At 61.6% G+C, this 21,197-nt stretch carries 16 protein-coding genes; 4 read left to right on the plus strand and 12 right to left on the minus strand.

Annotated elements, in window-relative coordinates:
- The 4 genes from AC2FM5_RS14395 to AC2FM5_RS14410 all read left to right on the plus strand — a co-directional run.
- Positions 1 to 924: SapC family protein (locus tag AC2FM5_RS14395; RefSeq protein WP_496736389.1), on the plus strand; the 924-nt coding region annotated here is incomplete at its 5' end.
- Positions 911 to 2,248, plus strand: coding sequence for a TolC family protein (locus AC2FM5_RS14400; RefSeq protein WP_496736391.1), 1,338 nt, complete (start codon positions 911 to 913; stop codon positions 2,246 to 2,248). The genes AC2FM5_RS14395 and AC2FM5_RS14400, both read left to right, overlap by 14 nt.
- Before the next feature lie 2 nt (positions 2,249 to 2,250).
- Positions 2,251 to 4,398 (plus strand): type I secretion system permease/ATPase, encoded by a 2,148-nt coding sequence (locus AC2FM5_RS14405; RefSeq protein WP_496736393.1) that lies wholly within the window; start codon positions 2,251 to 2,253, stop codon positions 4,396 to 4,398.
- Entirely contained in the window at positions 4,382 to 5,692 is a 1,311-nt protein-coding gene (locus AC2FM5_RS14410) for an HlyD family type I secretion periplasmic adaptor subunit (protein WP_496736395.1), read from the plus strand. Before AC2FM5_RS14405 ends, AC2FM5_RS14410 begins: the two co-directional genes overlap by 17 nt.
- On the opposite strand, the gene AC2FM5_RS14415 is transcribed toward AC2FM5_RS14410, so the two are convergent.
- From AC2FM5_RS14415 to AC2FM5_RS14470, 12 genes are all read right to left on the minus strand, one after another.
- Complete coding sequence (locus AC2FM5_RS14415; RefSeq protein ID WP_170365910.1) at positions 5,693 to 7,459, minus strand: ABC transporter ATP-binding protein; 1,767 nt, start codon at positions 7,457 to 7,459, stop codon at positions 5,693 to 5,695.
- A gap of 213 nt (positions 7,460 to 7,672) precedes the next feature.
- Entirely contained in the window at positions 7,673 to 8,374 is a 702-nt protein-coding gene (locus AC2FM5_RS14420; RefSeq protein ID WP_170359365.1) for a response regulator transcription factor, read from the minus strand.
- The gene (locus AC2FM5_RS14425; protein WP_437342670.1) at positions 8,374 to 10,239 is read right to left on the minus strand and encodes a PAS-domain containing protein; all 1,866 of its coding nucleotides are present in this window, start codon (positions 10,237 to 10,239) and stop codon (positions 8,374 to 8,376) included. Before AC2FM5_RS14425 ends, AC2FM5_RS14420 begins: the two co-directional genes overlap by 1 nt.
- Positions 10,240 to 10,346: 107 nt before the next feature.
- Positions 10,347 to 11,105 carry a methyltransferase domain-containing protein gene (locus tag AC2FM5_RS14430; protein WP_170372041.1) on the minus strand — a complete coding sequence of 253 codons (759 nt, stop codon included), beginning with the start codon at positions 11,103 to 11,105 and terminating at the stop codon, positions 10,347 to 10,349.
- Positions 11,102 to 11,719: a pimeloyl-ACP methyl esterase BioG family protein gene (locus AC2FM5_RS14435; protein ID WP_496736398.1), complete on the minus strand. Its 618-nt coding sequence runs from the start codon at positions 11,717 to 11,719 to the stop codon at positions 11,102 to 11,104. The genes AC2FM5_RS14430 and AC2FM5_RS14435 overlap by 4 nt, the downstream gene beginning before the upstream one ends.
- Positions 11,716 to 13,002, minus strand: a complete 1,287-nt coding sequence (gene bioA, locus AC2FM5_RS14440; protein ID WP_496736400.1) for an adenosylmethionine--8-amino-7-oxononanoate transaminase — start codon at positions 13,000 to 13,002, stop codon at positions 11,716 to 11,718. The genes AC2FM5_RS14435 and bioA overlap by 4 nt, the downstream gene beginning before the upstream one ends.
- The gene (bioD, locus tag AC2FM5_RS14445; RefSeq protein ID WP_496736402.1) at positions 12,999 to 13,619 is read right to left on the minus strand and encodes a dethiobiotin synthase; all 621 of its coding nucleotides are present in this window, start codon (positions 13,617 to 13,619) and stop codon (positions 12,999 to 13,001) included. The genes bioA and bioD overlap by 4 nt, the downstream gene beginning before the upstream one ends.
- Positions 13,616 to 14,746: an 8-amino-7-oxononanoate synthase gene (locus tag AC2FM5_RS14450; protein ID WP_496736404.1), complete on the minus strand. Its 1,131-nt coding sequence runs from the start codon at positions 14,744 to 14,746 to the stop codon at positions 13,616 to 13,618. Before AC2FM5_RS14450 ends, bioD begins: the two co-directional genes overlap by 4 nt.
- Positions 14,743 to 15,723: a biotin synthase BioB gene (bioB, locus tag AC2FM5_RS14455; protein ID WP_496736406.1), complete on the minus strand. Its 981-nt coding sequence runs from the start codon at positions 15,721 to 15,723 to the stop codon at positions 14,743 to 14,745. Before bioB ends, AC2FM5_RS14450 begins: the two co-directional genes overlap by 4 nt.
- Positions 15,724 to 15,839: 116 nt before the next feature.
- Entirely contained in the window at positions 15,840 to 17,456 is a 1,617-nt protein-coding gene (locus tag AC2FM5_RS14460) for a bifunctional aspartate transaminase/aspartate 4-decarboxylase (protein ID WP_496736408.1), read from the minus strand.
- A 19-nt stretch (positions 17,457 to 17,475) separates the two neighbouring features.
- Positions 17,476 to 19,161, minus strand: coding sequence for an aspartate-alanine antiporter (gene aspT, locus AC2FM5_RS14465; protein WP_496736410.1), 1,686 nt, complete (start codon positions 19,159 to 19,161; stop codon positions 17,476 to 17,478).
- Between the two features lie 220 nt (positions 19,162 to 19,381).
- A complete protein-coding gene (locus AC2FM5_RS14470; protein ID WP_496736411.1) occupies positions 19,382 to 20,917 on the minus strand; it encodes a sulfatase-like hydrolase/transferase in 1,536 nt (511 codons plus the stop codon).
- Positions 20,918 to 21,197 lie beyond the last annotated feature (280 nt).

The raw sequence follows: 21,197 nt of genomic DNA on the forward strand, positions 1-21,197 counted from the left end.
TCCTGCATACCGATCCGACCGGCGCGTCAAGTTGATCCTGACAAGCATGAAAAGGTGGGGCCGCCCCGGCCCTTTCTTAACGGACCAGCGGAGACATCAATGGCACAGAACGGCCCAGTACCCGTCACTTTCGACAGACATTCCTATCGCTCGTGGCACAGATTTACATCCTACGATTTCGCGCGCTGCAGATTGGAGTGCGAGATCGTAAGTGCGGAAGTCTCAGAAGCCGCCGCCGCTTTTCCAATTGCGTTTCGATCCTCGGGGGGCGGGGTATCGCCGCATGCTATTCTGGCGACCGCAGCTTCTCCGGAAACACCATTTGTTTCGGACCAAGGACGCTGGCGGGCCACCTATGTTCCTTCCTTGCTGAGATGCCATCCGTTTTCGATCGAACTGGTCGGTGGCGAAGCAGGATCGCGCACCAGCTCAGGCAAGCTTGTTGTAGATGAAACCACCGGACTCGTGTCCTGTGACCAATCCGGCAGCCCGTTCTTCGCAAAGGACGGCTCGATCTCCTCTGAACTGGAAACCCTGAAAGGCTTCTTGAAGAGCTTTCTGGCCGATCGCAACGCAACCCGACGTGCCTGCGCGCTGATAAAGGAATTGGGCCTATTCGTCGAATTGACCCGTTTTAAGGATGCGGAGTTGCCCGACGGTTGGATGAGCGTGGACTTTCGACGCTTCAACCAACTTGGGCCGGCGCAGACAGCGGTTCTGCAATCTAGCGGAGCGATGCAGTTGATTTACGCTCATCAAGTCTCGCTCAACCATCTTCTGTGGATGCACCACTGCCAGACGCATTCTCCCAAGGTGATCAGCACTCCCGCAAACGGCAGGGACTCCGACCTTGTGGGGTTCTTGGATGCCATTGCCCGGGAACGAGACTTGTCGGATGCGGAGGCCAAATATGCCTACATCTGATCGCCTCATCTTGCCTCTGCTGATCGGTTTGGTGGCCGTGCTCACTGCGGCTTGTGAGCCGGTTCCGGATCTTGCCCCGGTTGAGATGGCTTTTTCAGAGGGATCAACGGGTGCTGGCGCGACTAAGCCGTCGGACCATCTGACTCACAGTTCATTTGGCCAGAGAATACGGCGCGCGGTAGAAACCAGCCCGAACCTGGCGCAGAGCGAGACCGGCGTTGACGCCGCCTTTGCCGATATGGACGCGGCAGAAGGAGCCTTTCTTCCGCAGGTGTCACTTGGCGTGAATGCCCGATCGGAACGGGTGGATTCGGATATTGCGGATGTATCACCATATCTGCGGGTTTCACAGCTTGTATACGACGGGGGAGCTGCCGCCGGAGACTTGGCAGCGGCGCGGGCCCGTGTCCTCGAAAGCCGCGGCGATCAGCTTCAAACCGCAGCCGCGACGGCCCTTGCCGCAATTGAAACCTATGTGTTGGTCATCGACCGGCGGAAAATCGTTGAAATCGCTTGGGAAAACGTCCGCCGCCATGAGGAGATCGAGAAGCAGATCTCCGACCGCGCCGCGCAAGGGGCCGGTTCCGCTGCCGACGTTCTGACGGCGCGTTCTCGGGTCGCGGATGCCAGGACCAAGTTGGCGGATGCCCGGGCTCAGGCTGATCGTGCCAATGCGCGATTCCAAGAGGTGTTCGGTACCCCACCAGGCAAACTGGATCCCCCTGTCCCAGCGCCCAACCTGTCGAGAAGCGACGCCGTCATCGTGATGGACAGCCCGCAGGTTCGACGCGCAGACGCTGCGGTTCTGGCGGCACAGGCAGACCGCTCTGCCGCAACTGCGAGGCGTCAGCCGGACGTGCGGGTTTCGGCATTTGCCAACCAGGACGACAGCAGGGACGCTAATTTCGGCGTAGACCTCTCGGTCAACTACGAGCTGGACAGCACCGGTCAACGGCGGGCTGCAATTGCCGCCGCCGAAGCGCGGGTCAAACAAGCGGAATATGCCCGTGAGGTTCTTGTTCGGGAAATCCAGCGCGAGCTAGGTTTCATTCGATCCGACCAAAAGGCCGGCGCCCAGCGTCTGCGCGAGGCCCGCATCGCAGTTGCCGCAAATGCCGACAGCGTTGCCGCCACTCAAGAGCAATTCCAGATCGGGCGCAGCAGCCTAATCGAAATACTGGACGCGCAGCGCGATTTTGTGAACGCCCAAGAGCGACTGATCCTGGCGGAGCAGAATTTCTTCCTAACGAACTACGCCGCGCTCAGCCTTACGGGCGACATCATTGATCTGCTCGGCATCCAGCTCAGAACATGGGGCAACTGACCATGACCCAACGCAGCCAGCCTCCTACATCCCTGCCCCTCACCAACTTTGAGGAATGTCTGCTGCATGTGGCGGCAGAGCTTGGCCGGCCATTGACCAAAGCCAGCCTTTTGGCGGCCCAATCCTCGGTCTCTGGTGGGTTGAAGGTGCAGGACGCGATCGCACTGGCCCATGACCATGGATTGCAGGCGGGCTTCGGGCCGCGCCGGCTGTCGGAGTTTGATCCCAGCCTCGCACCGGCGATACTGTTGCTCGAGGACCAGCGGGCCGTGGTCTACCATGGCCGTTCGAAGTCTGGCCGTCTGTTGATCCACGACCCAGAGCTTGGAGACAGCATTGGTGAGATGGATGAATGCCAGCTCGACGCCGTCTATTCCGGCTATGCGATGTTGTTTCGTCGAGCATACTCCGAGGAAATCAAAAACAACCCAAGCCAACCAAGCCGTCACTGGTTCCGATCAGCGCTTGTGGCCAATCGTTGGTCGTACTTGCAGGTTGCTCTGGCCGCGGCTCTGACCAATATCCTGGGGCTTTCAACCTCGGTTTTCATCATGACCGTTTATGACCGGGTTCTGCCAAATGAAGCCGTGGAATCTCTGGTCGCCTTGACCATCGGTGTCGGCATCGCGCTGTTTTTTGATTTTGTGCTGAAGATCCTGCGCGCCAGTTTCATCGACAGGGCAGGACAGAATGCGGACATGTTGATGGGTCGGCGTGTTTTCGATCAACTTCTGAATATCCAGATGAAGTCCCGAACCGGATCGACCGGCGCCATGGCGAACACGGTGCGTGAGTTCGAAACACTCCGCGAGTTCTTCACGTCGGCTACGCTGGTCATGGTGGTTGATTTGCCGTTCATCGGTCTGTTTTTGCTTACGATCTACATGGTCGGCGGACCGCTGGTTCTGATCCCAGCTCTCGCCGTACCAGTCGTGCTGATCGCCGGGCTCGCCATTCAGCCGCTTTTGTCCCGCTTGGCGGAAAGCAGTTTTTTGGATGGCCAGTCAAAGCAATCCGTGCTGATCGAAACTCTGGCCGGTCTGGAAACGATCAAGACGACCACTGCGGCCGGCACGATGCGGCGACGCTGGGAAGAGGCGATCGAACGACAATCCGGCAACAGTGTTCGGTCGCGTGCCATCACTCAATTCGCATTGAACCTGACCGGTTTCACTCAGCAGGCGGCCCAGGTCCTGATCGTATTTTATGGTGTTTTTCTGATAGCGGACGGCCTGACCAGCATGGGCGCCTTGGTCGCCTCAGTGATGCTGACCGGACGGGCTTTGGCACCTCTTGGTCAGCTGTCTCAAACACTGACTCGGTTCAACCAGGCGCGCAGTGCATACCGGAACCTAGACGCAATGATGCAAGCCGACAGTGAGCGGCCGTCGGGGCGCACGTGGATCAGCCGCTCCAACTTCAAAGGGCGTATCACGTTCAACAACGTGTATTTCGCCTACCCAGACCAGGATGAGGACACACTGAAAGGCGTGTCCTTCGACATCAAACCGGGGGAAAAAGTTGCGATTCTCGGGCGGATCGGATCAGGAAAAAGCACCATCGCAAGACTGCTTCTGGGATTGTACCAGCCCCGTATCGGTTCAGTTCTTTTGGATGGGATTGACATCCGCCAGATTGATCCGGGGGACCTTCGGCGCAACATTGGGTCGGTCCTGCAGGATATTTGGCTGTTTTCGGGCTCGGTCCGCGAAAACATTATGGCCGGTGCGGTCCGCCCGCGCGACGAGGATCTAATCCGGGCCGGGCGCATTTCGGGCGTCGAAGACTTTGTATCGCGGCATCCCAGCGGGTACGATCTGATGCTGGCCGAACGTGGCGAGGGGCTCTCGGGCGGGCAACGTCAGACCATCGCCCTAGCCCGGGCACTGATCGGGCAGCCGCCCGTCCTGTTGCTGGACGAACCCACCAGCGCGACGGATCTCAAGAACGAGGCAATCATCATTCAGCGGCTAAAGGCAGCGGCCGCGGATACGACTATGGTCATCGTTACCCATCGGGCCAGTCTGCTGGAACTGGTCGACCGGGTCATCGTGATCGAAAACGGCAAAGTGGGCGTTGACGCCGTCAAGTCAGTTCTCACCAAACGAGCCAAAGACGCGCGGAGGCACGTGAATGTCGCAGCATCCTGACCTTGAAAAATTGGCCCGCGAGATTAACGGCGGCTCGGGGTTTCACGGTTCGGTATTGCTGCTGGCCGTGTTGGGCTGCATGCTGACCGCCGGCGTATGGGCTTACGTCACCGAACTGGACGATGTGGTTCGCGCGGACGGTCGCGTTGTGCCTTCTGGCGACGTTCAGGTGATCGATGCAACCGAACCTGGGGTTCTTCAAGCTGTTCATGTTCAAGAGGGTCAGATCGTCGACAAGAACGCTTTGCTGCTGGAATTGGACGCGACACAAATCGGCAGCGAGCTGGACGCCGAGCGGCAAAGGGCATTGGGACTAAGGGCGCGTATTAAGAGATTGCAGGCCGAAATTGACGGATCCGATTTGCGGTTCGAGCCCGAGCTTGTGCAACAAGCACCGGACGTCGTTCGCTCGGAAACGGCTCTTTATCTCGGCCGAAAATCGGAGTTGGCCGACGAGATCGCCATTCTGGAACGCCAACGTGAGCAGAGGCAGCGCGAATTGGAAGAGGGGTTGGTGGACCGAGTCACTGCAGAAGAAACACTCAAGGTCCTGTCCGAAGAGCGCGCTTTGATGGAGCCTCTGGTCCGCCGCAAGATGGAACCTGCGACAACTCTGCTGGCCCTGCGACGCAGCGAGGCGGAATGGAAGGGGCGCAAGGTAAGGGCCGAGGCCGCGGCAAACCGTCTGGAAACCGGGCTGAGTGAAATCGATGACCGCATCACGGCTACCAAAAGCCGGTTTCGCAGCGCGGCACTGACCGATCTTGCCATTGCCACTGCGCAGCTTGCGGCGCTTGAGCCCGCCCTGCCCGCGTTGGAGAACCGCGCGGCGCGCGCGCAGGTTCGTGCGCCAGTCCGGGGCATCATAAACCGAATCCACCGCACGACTTTGGGCGGTTTGGCCCGCAGCGGCGAGGATCTGGTCGAAATCGTTCCGCTGGACGACAACCTGCTGGTCGAAGCCTACGTCCGTCCTGACGACATCGCATTCCTGCGCGCGGGTCAGCAGGTCAAGGTCAAGATCACCGCATATGATTTTGCCAGATACGGCGCGCTGGACGGCGAAATTGTTCGCATCGGTGCGGATACGATTACACGATCAGAGCGGCAGGACGAGGAAGTCTTCGTCGTCGAAATCCGAACCAGCGGCACCTTGTTGGACGCCGATGGCTTGGCGGTAGAGATCATTCCGGGGATGATCGCACAAGTTGACATTCTGGCCGGCCGGAAGACCGTTCTCGACTATCTCATCCAGCCTGTTCTCAAGGTAAAGAACCAGGCTTTGCGGGATTGATTATGCAGCCGGTGTCTTGAATTGCTGATCGAACAGGCGGCGGAAGCTGCCATTCTGTTCCATCAACTCATCCAACTTGCCCTGTTCGATCACCTGACCATCCTGGACAACCATGATCTTGTCTGCCTCAAGTACGGTCGACAGACGGTGAGCGATGACGATCGTGGTCACGTTCTCCGTCAGCTTATCCAACGCCTGCTTCACCAGAGCCTCGGACTCGGCATCCAGCGCGCTGGTGGCTTCGTCGAGCAGCAGAATTTCAGCCTTCCGAAGAATGGCTCGGGCAATTGCCAGACGCTGTTTCTGCCCTCCCGACAGAAACGCACCGTTCTCTCCGACTTCGGTGTCGTATCCCTTGGGCAGCGACATGATGAAGTCATGCGCATGCGCGGCTTTGGCCGCATCGCGAATCTCGTCCTCGGTCGCATCGGGACGGGCGTATCGGAGGTTTTCCATGACCGTCGCGGAGAACAAAAACGTATCCTGGCCAACATAAGAAATCTTGCGCCGCAACGAGGCAAAGCTGACATCCTGCAAATTCTGTCCGTCGATCTCGACATAGCCTTGGTCAGGATCGTAGAACCGCATGATGAGGCCGAAGATGGTAGACTTGCCTCCACCCGACTGCCCCACCAGAGCGGTTGTCTTTCCAGCCTCGAAGGTCAGGTTCATTCCATTGATCACCGGCATACCACCGCTGTAGCCAAAGGTGACGTTCCGCAGGCGTACCTCGCCCGGACCGGACCGCAGCTCTTGCGGTTGCGGGCTTTCGCGCATTGGGTCTTCCTGATCCAGCAGTTCGAACATCATCTCGATCGGAACCAACGTGGATTCGATGGTCACCCGCATCCGGGACAGCCGCTTGGCCGGTTCATAGGCCATCAGAAGCGCCGTGATGAAGGACATCAGCTGACCCGCGGTCGGCGGTTCAGTTCCGGCAATTCCCATTGTGCTGACGACCAACACGCCGGCAACTGCTACACCGGCCAGAAATTCCATCATTGGGCTGGCGATGGACTGCAGCTTGGCAATTTCGTTCGAGCGTTTTTCAACGCTTCTTATGGCAGAGTTCATCCGCTCGGTCATTCGATCTTCTAGTGCGAAGACCTTGATGATTTTAATCCCGGCCGATGTTTCCTGCAGAACCCGGATGATTTCGGCCAGTGATTTGAGCTCGGATTGCATGATCGAGCGGACGCTTTTCAAAAGATAGCGCACGCTCAGCAGCGCGACCGGCCCAACAATGAAAAACAGCCCCGAAAGCACAGGCTGCTGGTAGACCATCACAAAAATGAGACCCACGAGCGTCAGCGCATCCCGAACGAACGTGGTCACGATCACGTCGACCAGCGTCCGCGCTGCCCCCGCGCCCCGGGTCACACGCATCAGAAGGTCCGAAGACTCGCTTTTGGAAAAGAAATCCACCCCACGCCGAAGCAGTTTTTTGTACAGCTTCTCCTGCTGCTCGGCGATGATGCGGTTGCCAGCGCGAGCCAGAAACACGGACTGGACGTAAGAAGCCAGCGCCTTGACCAGGAACAGCACGATTACTGCCGACGCGATGATATGAACCTGAGACCGCATGTCAGGCGACGTCATGGCATCGACGATGTTTTCCATCATCCAAGCCGTCCCTGCGGTGGTCGCGGCGACGATCATCATGGCAAACATGGCAACCGCATATTTCTTGCCTTGTGCCCGCAGGCTGTCGCCCACCAGCCGACCGATATGGCCGGATCGCCACTTGGCCCAGGTTTTCCTGATCATAAGGGTCTCCAAATCAAGCTGACGCTTTCTTGCGCGTCAGCGCAGAGTTTGCAAGCTGCCATAGTTACGCGCTTCAATACCGCACCGCAAAGTGTAGCCGGCAGAAGTTAAGGTCACTTCAGCCGGATTTCCAGAGGCAGCCCAAGAAACCAGACCGCGTCACCAGTGGTCTGGTTCGGCGTCGTGCAAGTCGAATTCAACCGGCGGAATTGGTCAATCCCATGCGACATCCCCCAGAAAAATATACCCCGCGCCGTATATCGTCTTGATAAGGCGCGGGTTTTTCGGGTCTTCACCAAGCTTCGTGCGCAGGCGCGAAATACGCACGTCCATCGCCCTGTCAAAGCTTTCACCGGCTGCGCCACCCAGTGTTTCCTGCATCTGCGCGCGGCTGATCAGGCGTTTGGGGCTTTCCAGGAACAACCGCAACACTTCGCCTTCGGCATGGCTAAACGGTGTTTCAGCGCCGGTATCGGACAGCAACACATAGCGATCGAAATAGGCAGTCCAGCCGTTGAACCGAGCCACATCCGAATGGTGTTGCTGTGCCTTGGGCGCACGCAGACGGGCGCGGATGCGGGCCACCACCTCAGCCGGGTCAAAGGGTTTGGTGATGTAGTCATCTGCCCCCAACTCCAGCCCCGTCACCCGGTCCTGTACCTGTGCCCGCCCCGAGATGATGATGACCGCCGCCCCCTGTTCCAGCGCCAGCCGATGCACCAGCGCCAACCCGTCTGTATCCGGCAGCGACAAGTCCACCAGGCAGACATCCGGCGTAACCCGTTTCAGTGACGCTTCGAATTCGCGGGCGCGGGCAAAACTCTGCGTTCTAAACCCGGCATCCTCCAGCGCTTCGGTCAGAATCCGGCGGATCTCGGGTTCGTCGTCCAGAATGGTCACCAGGGGTTGGGTCATCAGGCGGCCTCGGTTCGGATCAGCGCGGACAATTGCGCGCGGGTGAAGGGTTTGCGCAGGACCGGCGCCTTGGCAAGAGCCTGACGGTGCAGCGGGTCATCATAGGGTAGCGAGGTCATCAGGATCACCGGAATTGGCAGAGCAAGCCGTTCGACCAGATCAATGCCGGTGGCAGCGCCCTCCAGCCGGATGTCCGACAGGATCACCGAGATATCGTCCAGGCTGGTGGCCAGGACCAGCGCCTCATCCGCCGAGGTCGCCTCGATCACCGACAGGCCCAGATCGACCAGCATGTCGCGGAACTGGTGGCGCAAGTCGTCGCTGTCTTCGACCAGCAGCGCCAGGCCCGACTGGACAGGCGGAGCGGGCCGGTAGGGCAGCCGCAGCATCACGGATGCGCCCGAGGGCGTATTGCGCAGTTGCAGGTCTCCGCCTGCCAGCTTGACCGTGTCATAGACCATCGGCAGGCCCAGCCCCGACCCCTTGCTGCCCTTGGTGGTGAAAAACGGGTTCAACGCCTTGTCCAGCGCATCCGGCGAAAACCCCGGACCGGTATCGGATACGGTGATTTCCACCCAGATCCGGCCGATCGCATGGGCACTGATGGTAATCTGCCCGCTGCTGCCGCAGGCGTCGCGGGCGTTCAGCACCAGGTTCAACAACGCGTCCTGAACCATGCCCGGGTCCAGCATCAGCGCCTCGTCCGGCAGGGTGTTGACCACCGACAGCCCCACCCCACGCGGAAGCGAAGGCGAGGCCAGCACCCGCAGATCCTCAAGCAAGCCGCGCATGTCGGTGGCCTGTGGCTGCGGAGTGCGATTGCCGGTCATGTCGGCGATGCGGTTCAGCAATTGCCCGCCGCGGCGCGCGGTCTGCTGGGTTGCTGCGACAAGCTCGGCGGCGTCTTCGGGTAGGTCCATCTTCTCCAGTTTGGCCTGCATGCCCAGGATGATGGTCAACAGATTCGAGAAATCATGCGCCAGCCCGCTGGTCATTTGCGCGGCCATCGCCCGGCGTCGAGTCTGCTGCAGGGCCACGCGGGCCTGTGTTTCCTCGGTGATGTCCACCGACATGATATAGACGCCGCCCGTGCCATCGGGCGTGAACGAAACACGGATACGGCGCGAATCTTGATCCTCGGTGAATTCGAACACCGAGGCCTGCCCGCCATAGGCCTGTTGCAGATGCGGCCGGACCCGCTCGTAGGCATGCGCGCCGAGCGCCTGCGAGATGTGCAGCCCCAGGATGTCCGACGGCCGCCCCGGCAGGACCGAACTGAGCCGCCGGTTGGAATAGTCGTACCGCCCCTCAGCATCCAGATGCGCGATATGGGCCGGCATCATCTCGGTGGTCATGCGGGTGCGCGCTTCGATCTCGGTCAGCTGGCGCTTGGCCTCTTCCAGCGCGCTGATCGTGGCCGCCAGTTGCCGGTTGGTCGCCGAAAGCTCTTCGGCATGGCTCAGCAACTGGTCCGACAGCTCCTCAGACCGGCTGCGCAGCAGCTCTTCGACCCGCTTGGTGCTGGTGATGTCGGTATAGACGGCAACCCAGCCACCGGTGGGCAGCGGCGCGCCCTCAATCGAGATCACCTGTCCGTTGGGGCGCACGCGCTCCATGTAGTGCGGCTCGAACGCCAAGGCCTGTTCGACCCGGACGCTGACCAGATCCTCGACCGATTGATCGTGGCCATATTCGCCCCGGCTGGCCAGAAAATGGATCGTGTCGCTGAACAGCGCACCGGGCTGCACCAGGGCTTCGGGCAGGTCGAACATTTCCTGAAAGCGCTTGTTGCTGACCACAAGGCGCAGCTTGTCGTCATAGATCGACAGGGCCTGACCGATCAGGTTCAGCCCTGCGGTGGTCATCTCTTTGATGCGCTGTTCGGAAATGTCCAAGCCGATCCTCCCCTGGGCACAGGCCTATCACCAGTTTTCGGGCAGGTGTAGGGGGGCCGGATGCGACCGGTTGGCCCCTAACCGGGTTTGCGGGCGATAATCCAGACGGGGTGATAGGTCAGGCGCACGCCTTCGGGGCCGGAAAACGCGGCGCGATAGCGTGTGCTGAAATCGGTCAGGTCGGCGCGGGTCCAGACCTGCGCCGCACGGCCGTTCACCCCGGTCTCACGCAGGTGGCGCAGCACGTCCAACGGCGTGTCGAACCACAGCGGTTGCCGATCCTGCCACAGGTCAAGGATTTCAACCTCGGGGCCGATGCCTGCGGCCAGATCATCAGGGGCGCACAAGCCGGGCGCGCGGGCGGCCGACCCCAGCGCGGAAAGCTCGGCGTACTGGTCCGGGCCGAATCCCGAAATGGCCACCCAGCCTTCGGGTGCGACCTCGTGCATCGCGCGGCGAACCACCGCCGCCGGATCGTCCAGCCATTGGACCGTCGAGGCCGAGGCGATCAGGTCGGGCAGCGCAGGCCATGTCACATTTCGGATATCGCCTTGCAGGAAATCCGCGCCCCATCGCCGCGCGGTGTCCCGGGCCTCGGCCATCAGGTCGTTGAGCGTGGACCGGGTGAACGAAAACTGCTGGTGCAGCGCCTCGGTCAGATGGCCGGTGCCGCAGCCGATTTCGAACAGGGTGCCAAACTGGCGGGGTGCCCCGAGATCGACCAGCCGCTGCGCCAACGCGCGGGCGATCCGGGCCTGCGGGCCAGCGGCGCAGTGATAGCTGCCGAAGCTGCGGCTGAAACTGCGCCGGATGCGGTCCGTCGGCATGGCGTTCATGCGAACCACTCCGCCCAGGTCTGCCCCGCCGCGAAAGGCTGGTGCGGGCCGGGGATGCGGCGCACGGTGTCCGATTGGCCCCAGGCCATTTCCTGCGCGGCCGTCGGCACGATGCGGTCCGAGGCGGAAATCCAGACCCGGTCGAACCCGGGATCGGGCGCAGGTCCGCGCGCCGCGATGGCCCGCAGTTCCTCGGCCGCCGCGGCGAAACCGATCCCGGGCGCGGGGCCATCCAGCCCGGCCCGGCGGCAGAACCGGGCAAAGCTGGCCGCGCTCAGACCATCGGCCGTGGCTGCTACCGTCTCGGGCGCGATGCCCCGGTCCGCATCCGCCGGAAACAGCGTACCGTTGACCGCAACCTGGCGCGCGCAGGTCAGCCCGTGACCCGCCAGCCAATGCGCGGCCGACGCGACCCCGAAAGAATAGGCCAGCAGCCGGACCGTGTCGTAATCGCCGGTTTCGGGCAGGGCGTCATCGAGGTTGCGATAGTCGTCAACCACCAGAACATCCGCCGCCCCGGTCAGGCCCGCAAACAGCGCAGGCCCCAGCGCCCATCCGCCAAAGACCAGCGTCAACTGCGCTGCGCCGTCTCGGTTCAGCCAGTGCCGCCTCATGCGTCGCCTCGCGCGAGTTCGACCATGGCCGCCGTCACCCGGCTCAGTTCGTCGCCTGAAATCACATAGGGCGGCATACAGTAGATGTTGCGCGCGAAGGGACGCAGCCAGACACCGGTTTCCGGCGCTCGCCGATGCGCGACACGCGGATCGACGGTGTCCTCCATCTCGATCACGCCGATGGCGCCCAGCACCCGCACATCGGCGACGCCGGGCAGGCCGCGCGCCGGCTCCAGTTCGGCCTTCATCTGCGCCTCGATGGCCCGCACGCGGGCCTGCCAGCCGCCGTCCTCAAGCAGCCCCAGGCTGGCGATGCCGGCGGCGCAGGCCAGAGGGTTGGCCATGTAAGTGGGGCCGTGCATGAACACGCCAGCCTCGCTGTTGCCGATGCCATGGGCCACCTGTTCGGTGGTCACGGTCGCAGCAAAAGAGATATGTCCCCCCGTCAGCGCCTTGCCCAGACAGATGATGTCCGGCGTCACGCCCGCATGGGTGGTGGCAAACAGCTCTCCGGTGCGGCCGAATCCGGTGGCGATTTCATCGAAGATCACCAGAACGTCATGGGCCTGACACAGAGCTTTGGCCCGGCGCAGAAACTCGCGGTGATAGAAGTACATGCCGCCCGCGCCCTGCACGACCGGTTCAAGCACCAGCGCGGCCAGCCGGTGCGCCTTGTCCCGCAGCAATTGTTCCAGGGCGTCGAGCCCGTTCTGTGACGGGTCCTCGGGCCAATCGTCGCTCAGGCGAACGGACGGGCGCGGCAGAAAGTGCTGGATCGACAGCGCGCCGCGGAACAGCCCGTGCATGCCGTTGACGGGGTCGCAGACGCTCATCGCCTTCCAGGTGTCGCCGTGATAGCCGCCTCGGATCGTGGCGAACTCGACCTTGTCGGTGCGGCCATGGGCCATCTGGAACTGCACCGCCATCTTCATCGCCACCTCGATCGAGACCGAGCCACTGTCGCAATAGAAGATCCGGTCCAGCTCTTCGGGCAGCAGGGCCACCATCTTGCGGCCAAGATCAATGGCGGGCCGGTGGGTCAGACCGCCGAACATGACATGGGGCATCCGGTCCAGCTGATGCTGCATGGCGGCGGTGATCGCAGGGTGACGGTGCCCATGGATGGCGCACCACCACGAGGACATGGCGTCGATCATCTTCACCCCATCCTCGCGGTACAGATACACGCCCTCGGCCTGGTCGATCAGATGCATCGGGCCCGGGTCGGCCACGTTCGTATAGGGGTGCCACAGGTGGCGGGCGTCAAATTCCAGCGGGGTCACAGAGCACCTCGGATCGTGTCCATGTCGATCGCCTCGAAGGCGAGGCGCAGGGTATCGGGCGCCAGAGTCTCGATCCGGCCGAGGCGTCCCAAGTGGGGCACCTGCGACATCTGGATGATGGTCTGTTCGACCTCGGGCTCGGGGCCTCCGATGAAGGCCACACCGACCACCGGGCAACCGGCGCCGCGCAGCGCCATCAGCGACAGGGTCGTGTGGTTGATCGTGCCCAGGGCCGTTCGGGCCACCAGTATCACCGGCGCCTGCCAGCGGGCGAACAGGTCAAGGTAGTAGGCCTGCCGGGTCAGCGGCACCATGACGCCCCCTGCCCCTTCGACCACCAGCGGGCCATCGGTCTGCGGCAGGGTCAGCCGGTCAAGGTCGATCTCGACCCCCTCGGCCTCGGCCGACAGGTGCGGCGAGGCGGGCAGGTTCAGCAGATAGGCCTCGGGCAAGACCGGTTGGCCGGACAGGCGCGCCACGATCTGGCTGTCGGTCTCCTCCTCAAGCCCCGATTGCACGGGTTTCCAGTACTGCGCCCCGAGGGCCGCGGTCAGCCCGGCGGAAAACACGGTTTTGCCGACGCCGGTGTCGGTTCCGGTCACGATCACTGTGGTCATGCGGGTCCTGCCTGTTGTTCGGCGATGGCCTGAAACACCGCCGTGATGTCCTGCGCGCCCACGTTGCCGGTGATCGAGACCCGCAGCCGCGAGCTGCCACGCGGCACGGTGGGCGGGCGGATCCCGCGCACGTCAAACCCCAGCTGCTGGAGTTTCGCCGCGCGATCCATCGTGGCCGCATCTTCGCCCACGATGACGGGCATGATCTGGCTGTGAAAACCGGTCAGGCCGCACAGACGCGCGGCCTCGGCATGGGCATGGGCCATCCGGTCGCGCGCGGACAATGTCAGGCCCGGGTCCTGCCCCACGGCCCGCAACGCGCCCCGCACGATGGCGGCGTCCAATGGCGACGGAGCTGTCGCAAAGATGAACGGCCGTGCCCGGTTGATCAGGGTGTCGATCATTTCACGCGGTCCGCAGATCAGCCCGCCGCTGGCGCCCAGCCCCTTGCCGCAGGTGTGCAGGGTCAGCACCTCGGCGTCCAACCCATGGGCCAGCCCTTGCCCATTCGAGCCGAAGACGCCAGTGGCATGGGCCTCGTCCGCCACTAGCACTGCCTGCTCGGTTCGGGCCAGTTCGGCCAGGGCGGTCAACGGGGCCAGATCGCCCTCCATCGAATAGACGCTTTCGACCGCGATCCAGACCTGGCCCGTGCCGCCCTGCGCACGCCAGTCGGCCAGCACCGCGCGGGCCGCCGAAATGTCGTTATGCGCAAAGCCACGGGTCTCGGCCCGACCCAGGCGCATGCCTTCATGCGCGCTGGCATGGACCAACTCGTCATGCAGGATCAGATCCCCGGCCGCGGGCAGAGACGAGAAAATGGCCTGGTTGGCCTGAAACCCGCCGCCCATGTACAGCGCCGCCTCGGCGCCGAAAAAGGCGGCGGCTTCGGCTTCCAGCGCCTCGTGCTCGGGATGGTTGCCGCGCAGCAGGCGCGACCCGCCCGACCCCAGCGGAACACCCCGGTCCAGAGCGCCCTGCGCCGCGCGTTTCAGAACGTCGGACCCGGCCAAGCCCAGATAGTCGTTGGACGCGAAATCCAGCCCCGTGCGGGGCGCAAGCCTGCGCAGCCGATGGCGCGTTTCCAGCACCTTCAGCGCATTGCCCAGCCTTGCGGTCGCTGTCATTCGGCCGCGTCCACGCGGGCCTCGGACTCCGCCTCCATCGGCTGGATGCCCAGCTTGGCGAACAGGATCGCGTCCTTGCTTTCCTCGGGGTTCTCGGCGGTCAGCAGCGTGTCGCCAGCAAAGATCGAGTTGGCACCGGCAAAGAAGCACATGGCCTGCATCTCGTCGCTCATGTCGCTGCGGCCAGCGGACAGGCGGACATGGGATTTCGGCATCATGATCCGAGCCAGCGCGATGATGCGCACGAAATCGATCGGGTCGATCGGCTTGGCGTCAGCCAGCGGGGTGTCGGCCTGCGGCATCAGCATGTTGATCGGAACCGAGTCCGGCGCCTCGGGCAGGTTGGCCAGCGTCACCAGCATGTCGATCCGGTCCTCACCGTTTTCGCCCATGCCCAAAATCCCGCCCGAGCAGACCTTCATCCCCGCCTCGCGCACGCGGTTCAGCGTGTCGATCCGGTCGGCGAAGGTGCGGGTGGTGATAACCTCGGGGTAGTAACGCTCGGACGTGTCAATGTTGTGGTTGTAATAGTCCAGCCCCGCATCGCGCAACTGCAACACCTGGGTGTCGTCCAGCATGCCCAGGGTCATGCAGGTTTCCATGCCCATTTCTTTGACGCCTTCAATCATGGCGACCAGCGCGTCCATGTCGCGATCCTTGGGCTCGCGCCAGGCCGCCCCCATACAGAACCGGGTCGAGCCCGAGTCGCGCGCCTTGCGAGCTTCGGCCAGAACGCGTTCGACCTCGATCAGTTTCGAGGCGCTCAGCTTGGAGCCGTTGCGTGCGGATTGCGAGCAATAGGCGCAATCCTCGGCGCAGCCGCCGGTCTTGATCGACAGAAGCCGCGACATCTGCACCTTGTTGGGGTCAAAATTCTCGCGATGTACGGTCTGCGCCCGATACAGAAGATCCATCAGCGGCAGGTCATAGATGGCCTGAGCGGTTTCGCGGGTCCAGGTGTTCGATGTAGCCGACATTTTATAGATAATTTTTCCCGATGATTCAGATTTACCCGGGTTTATCAATAAAGCCGAAAAACGCAACATCTGCGATGTCACAGGCGCAGAAAATGACCGTGACCGCTAACGGCGATTCAACCGTGAAGTGGCTTGTTGTTCGCCGCCCGATAGGCCTGCACATAACCGCGCGCGACCGAACGGACGGCGCAGCCGATCTGGGTGTATGCCTCGTCCGGCAAGTTGGCGAAAGACACCCGGGCGGACCAGTTCGGCGCATCGAAACCGCTGCCGTTCAGCAGCACGATCCCATAGTCCTCGGCCAGTTTGAACGCGATGTCCAACGGGTGGACGTTCTTCTTGATCCAGTCCACGACCTCTTCGCCGACGTATTTGCGCAGCCAGAATTCGAAGTCGATGATGCCGTAGTAGGCGTCATAGTGATCGCCCGGCTGGACCTCGATCCCCAAGGCTTCGGTCAGCAGGTGGAACCGTCGATGCACCAGTTCGATACAGGCGGTCTGATAGGCTTTCTTAGTGTCGACCAGCTCGCAGAGCGAGAACAACGTCATCATGACCTGCTGCGGCAGGGACAATCCGGCAGTGTGGTTCAGGGCCACATCCCGGCTGTCGGCCACGAGCCTGTCGACGAATTTGATTTCGCTGGGGTGCAGGCTGAGCGTGCCGTAACGCTTGTCGAGCTTCTGCTTGATCTCGGCAGGATGCGCGGCGAGCTTTTCGTCGAAGATATTGTCCTCCGCAACGGCGATCACGCCGAGCCGCCAACCGGTGCAGCCAAAATATTTCGAATAGGAATAAACGCCGATCGTGTTGCGGGGCATGTAGCCCATGACCGAGGTGAAATCATGTACGAAAGTGCCGTACACATCATCGGTCAGGATAATCAGGTCCGGCCTATGGTTCTCGACCAAATCCGCGAGTTTGCGCAGAGAAGCATTGCTAAGGGCCACCGACGACGGGTTGCCCGGATTGACCAGAAAGAAGGCCTTGACCTTGGGGTCCTTCAGCTTTTCGACTGCAGCATCGGTCAGTTGGAACCCATCTTCCTCGTCCGTTTCCACGTGAACGGACTCGAGGCTGTAATCCTCAAGTTCGGGCATTTCGAGGTAGGGCGTGAAGATCGGCGTGCACAGGGCGATCGTGTCGCCCGGGTTCAACAGCCGGTTGGCCTTGAGCGATTTGAAGATATAGCACATGGCCGCCGTGCCGCCTTCCACCGCAAACAGGTCGAACTGCGCATCGGGACGGTGCCCGACACACATGGCCCACATCAGGTATTCGTGGGCGATGGCGGCGTTGTGCTTAAGAATACGGTCGGGAACAGGGTAGTTGTCGCCGATGATCGAGTCCGTCAGTTCGTGCACGAATTCGTCAGCGTCGAAACCAAAGGCCCGGATGGCGTGGTCGATCACATCCAAAAGCGTGTCGGCGCCCGGCATCTCGGAATTGGCCCTGCCCCACTCCAACAGACGGTCATGGCAACCTGCCATTGCCGGCATCCCCCCAAGGCCCGCCGGATGATTCATGACGCGGCGCGACTCGGTCACGGCAAACTGGCCAAGCGCAAAGAAAGCTTCACGCGGGCGGGTGGCGACCCAATTGGGATTGCCCCGGCCGGCATTCAAAAAGGCGCTGTTGGATTTGCGCGCCTCGACCGAGGCCAGCTTAATCAGCTCGTCCTTGATCTGAAAGGGGCTGAGGGCTTCGTAATCGTGCAGCTTCAATCTGTCCATGACTCAAGACCTTTCCAAATCAACTGAGGATCAAAACGACGACCATCCCGAATATCGTCAGCAGGGTGTTTCCGATCGCGTAGGGCATGCCGTAGCCCAGGGCCGGAATCCGGCTTTGCGCGGCCTCCTGGATCATGCCGAGCGCCGCCGTCGTAGTGCGGGCCCCCGCGCAGGCGCCAAACAGGATGGCGGGATGAAACTTGAATATGTAGTGCCCGACATAAACCGAGAAAATCATCGGCAAAGACGTGGCCACAATACCCCATAACAACAGCGCGATGCCTGCCTGCTGCAAACCGGCCACGAAACCGGGCCCGGCCGATATCCCGATGACCGCGATGAAGACATTCAGGCCCAGCGTATTCATCAACCACAGCGACGGTGCGGGAATGCGACCGAAGGTCGGGTGAACGGTACGCAGCCACCCCAGCAGCAGCCCGGCCAGCAACGCGCCACCAGTGGTCGACAGGCTGATCGGAAAACCGCCCATTGTAATTGCAAGCGTGCCGATGACACCCCCGATGAAGATGCCCCAGCCGACAAAGGCCAGATCGGTCGTGTCAACGGGCCGGTCGGCGTACCCGATTTCGGCGATGGCCGCCTCGACATGTCGCTTGCTGCCCAGAATGGTCAGAATGTCGCCGCGGTGCAGAACCGTGCCCGGCAGCAGCGGCAGATCAATCATGTTCCGCGTCAGCTTGGACACATACACACCACGGGCCTGAGGCATCTTGCTGAGGTCATCCAATGTCTTGCCGTGCACGTCCTTGCTTGTGATCAAAACGTCCAGTTTTTCCGATGGGATACTCAGCAGCTCGGGCGCATCCGCTTCCTTGAGGCTGGGCTCGAGCGCTCCGACAAGATCACCGCGCCGGCCTGAGAACATCACGACATCACCCGCTTGCAGCACCGTGTCCGCGTCAACCTCGACGATCTTGCCACCTCGGCTGAGGCGTTCGGCATAGACGCGAACACCGGGCAAAAGGTCCTTGACCGGCTGGCCGAGCAATTCGCTGCCTTCGGGAATCTCAAAGGCGCGCGCCTCGATCGCGCGATAGGCCGAAACGATGCCGTTTCCGGTCTCGACATCCTCGCCGCCACTCAGCTTGGCCTCGTATTCCTTGCAGGCTGCCACCAGATCGACACCGATCAGGCGGGGGCCGATCTTGGCCAGAATGATCGCCGACCCGATCGTGCCGTAGATATATGTCACCGCATAGGCGACCGGGATCTGGTTGGAATAGGTTTTGGCCTGCTCGGCCGACAAACCCAACTGGTTGATCTGGTCCGTCGCCACTCCGATCGCCGCAGAAATCGTTTGCGAGCCGGCATACAGGCCCGCGGCGTAGCCAAGCTCGAGCCCGGCGATCTTGGCCGACACGACCGGAACGATCAGACACAGGGCTAAAACACTTAGCGCAAAAAGCACCTCGCGCGCGCCGTCAACCTTGAGGCCGCGAATGAACTGCGGCCCAACGCCGTAACCAACTGCGAAGATGAACAGGATGAAGAAGGTGGACTTCACCGCTGAATCGATACTGATCTGTGCCTGCCCGATCACGACGGCCGCCAACAGGGTGCCCGTGACCGAACCCAGGCTGAACCCCATGACCTTGATTGGTCCGACCAAAAACCCGATGCCGATGGCGAGGAAGACAGCCAGTTCCGGATAGGTTTGCAGGATATTCACCAGCCAATCGACCATACTGCGCCTTTCGGGTTTGTTGCGTCGCTCAGTCCACCCTGAACGTCAGTTGTCCGGAGGCCCGGACGAGTGCGATCAGCGCGGGAAATTCCAAGGTCACGATACCCCACGGAAACCGTTTGTCCATTGAATTATCTGGATTTGTTTGGCGTCCGAGCCGCGCGGAACTGTGTCCGCCAGCGGCGGCACAGGTTAGTAAAATCGTCGGCAACCGCCTGGATCAATCGAACCTCCGCACTGATTTCGGCCCCTGCGATGTCACGGAATGCAGGGACAGGGAATGATCCATGTTCCGCATACGGTGGCGCAGCATTTCACGACCAAGCCGCGCCAAATCAGCTGTGTACTCAGGGTTTGCGGCGACATTCTCGGCCTCGCCCCGACCATGATGGTCGAACAACAACGGCGGCAGGTCGGCTGCAAACTCGACCAGGGTAAAGCGTTCGTCACGCAGGATGCCCAGACACGAGTCGCTGTTACCCGTCCCTAGTTCCCTCTGAAACTGAGTGGGCGTCAGCGGATCGGCAAAGTCCAGCTCACTGAAGGAATACCGGCGCCAGTCCTGTGGCGCGGCACCACGCAGCAGCGGCAGCAAGGATCGACCATCCATCGAGTTCGGGATCTCTTGCCCAACCCAGTCCAGGATCGTGGGCGCGACATCAATTGACTCGGTCGGCACTTCGACACGCTGGCCGGCCATCTGAGCATTGCCAGGCGTACGAATGATCAGCGGCGTGTGGTAAGCCGGGTCATACACCGACATTTTGCCCCAGGAATAATGATCGCCCAGCATCTCGCCATGATCCGCGGTGATCACCACCAGCGTGTCATCGTACTGGCCGCTGTCCTTGAGAAAGCGGATGACCCGGCCGATATGATGGTCAACCTCAGTTGCCAATCCAAGATAGACGGCCCGCAGGGTCTGCGTGTTCTCATCCGTCGGCTCCACCTCGGCAAAACCTTGCACGCAGTCGTTTGGAGTATTCGAGTCCAGAGCGGGTCCAAAGAACGGGTGTATGGCCTTTTCGTCCTCGGGGCCGGGCAGACGGGTTGGCAAAGGCAACGCGTTCGGATCGTACATCCGGTTGTAGGGCGCGGGGGCCACCAGTGGCGGATGCGGACGGATATACGTCAAATGCGCGAACCATCCCGAGTTCCGATAGGCGGCAATTCCGTCCAGAAAACCGTTGGTCAGAAATGCGGTGTCGCTGTCCTCGGCCGTGTAGAGGGCCGGGTCGTTCAATTTTGGGGCCGACCCATCCGGCGAAACCGGCTTGTAGAGATCCCAGTAGTCTTCAAACTCGTATCCCCGGCGCATCAAGTAGGAACGCCAAGGATAGGACTCCTCAAGGCGCATTTCGAGTACTTCGTGAAACCCGTGCATCGGATTTTCGTAGGTCTTCACCGACGGATCATTCGGATGATGAACCCGTGGATCGGCCGAGGTGTCCGTATAGCCGAACAGCATCGGCAGATAGCCGGCTTTTCGCATCTCGGTCGCGATGTTCGGAGTGTCATGGCGCAGCGGCGTGCCATTGCGGACCGAACGATGGTTCATCGCGTATTGCCCGGTCAGGATAGAAGCGCGGGACGGTCCGCAGGGATTGGTTACGGAAAAATGCCGGTCGAACGAAACGGCCTCGTCCATGAAGGCGCGCAGATTGGGCAGGTTGACATGATCAGCCAGAGCACCGCGCAGACAATCGGCCCGCAATTGGTCGATGATGATGAAAAGAACGTTTCCTGCTTGGCTCATGCCGTGATTCCCATTGGAAAACTGGTGTTCGACGGTGCGGACTGTGTCGGGGTTCCCTCGGGCAGGCAACCGGTTTTGCGCCAATTCTCGCCTCTAGGGCGACCGGGGCCGTGCAAACCGGTAACCCCCGCACCCAAATCGCCGCCCGGTTGAACAAAGCCATTGCGGCCAGGAACGGTTTCCCGTCTGATACCGGCATGACGAAACCCTCGATTGCAGTCGAACAGGAAGGCGGCACAGCGCGCGTGATTGTGTCTGGCGAAATGCTGACACAGTCGTT

The organism is Ruegeria sp. BHSA162 (genome assembly GCF_059613385.1).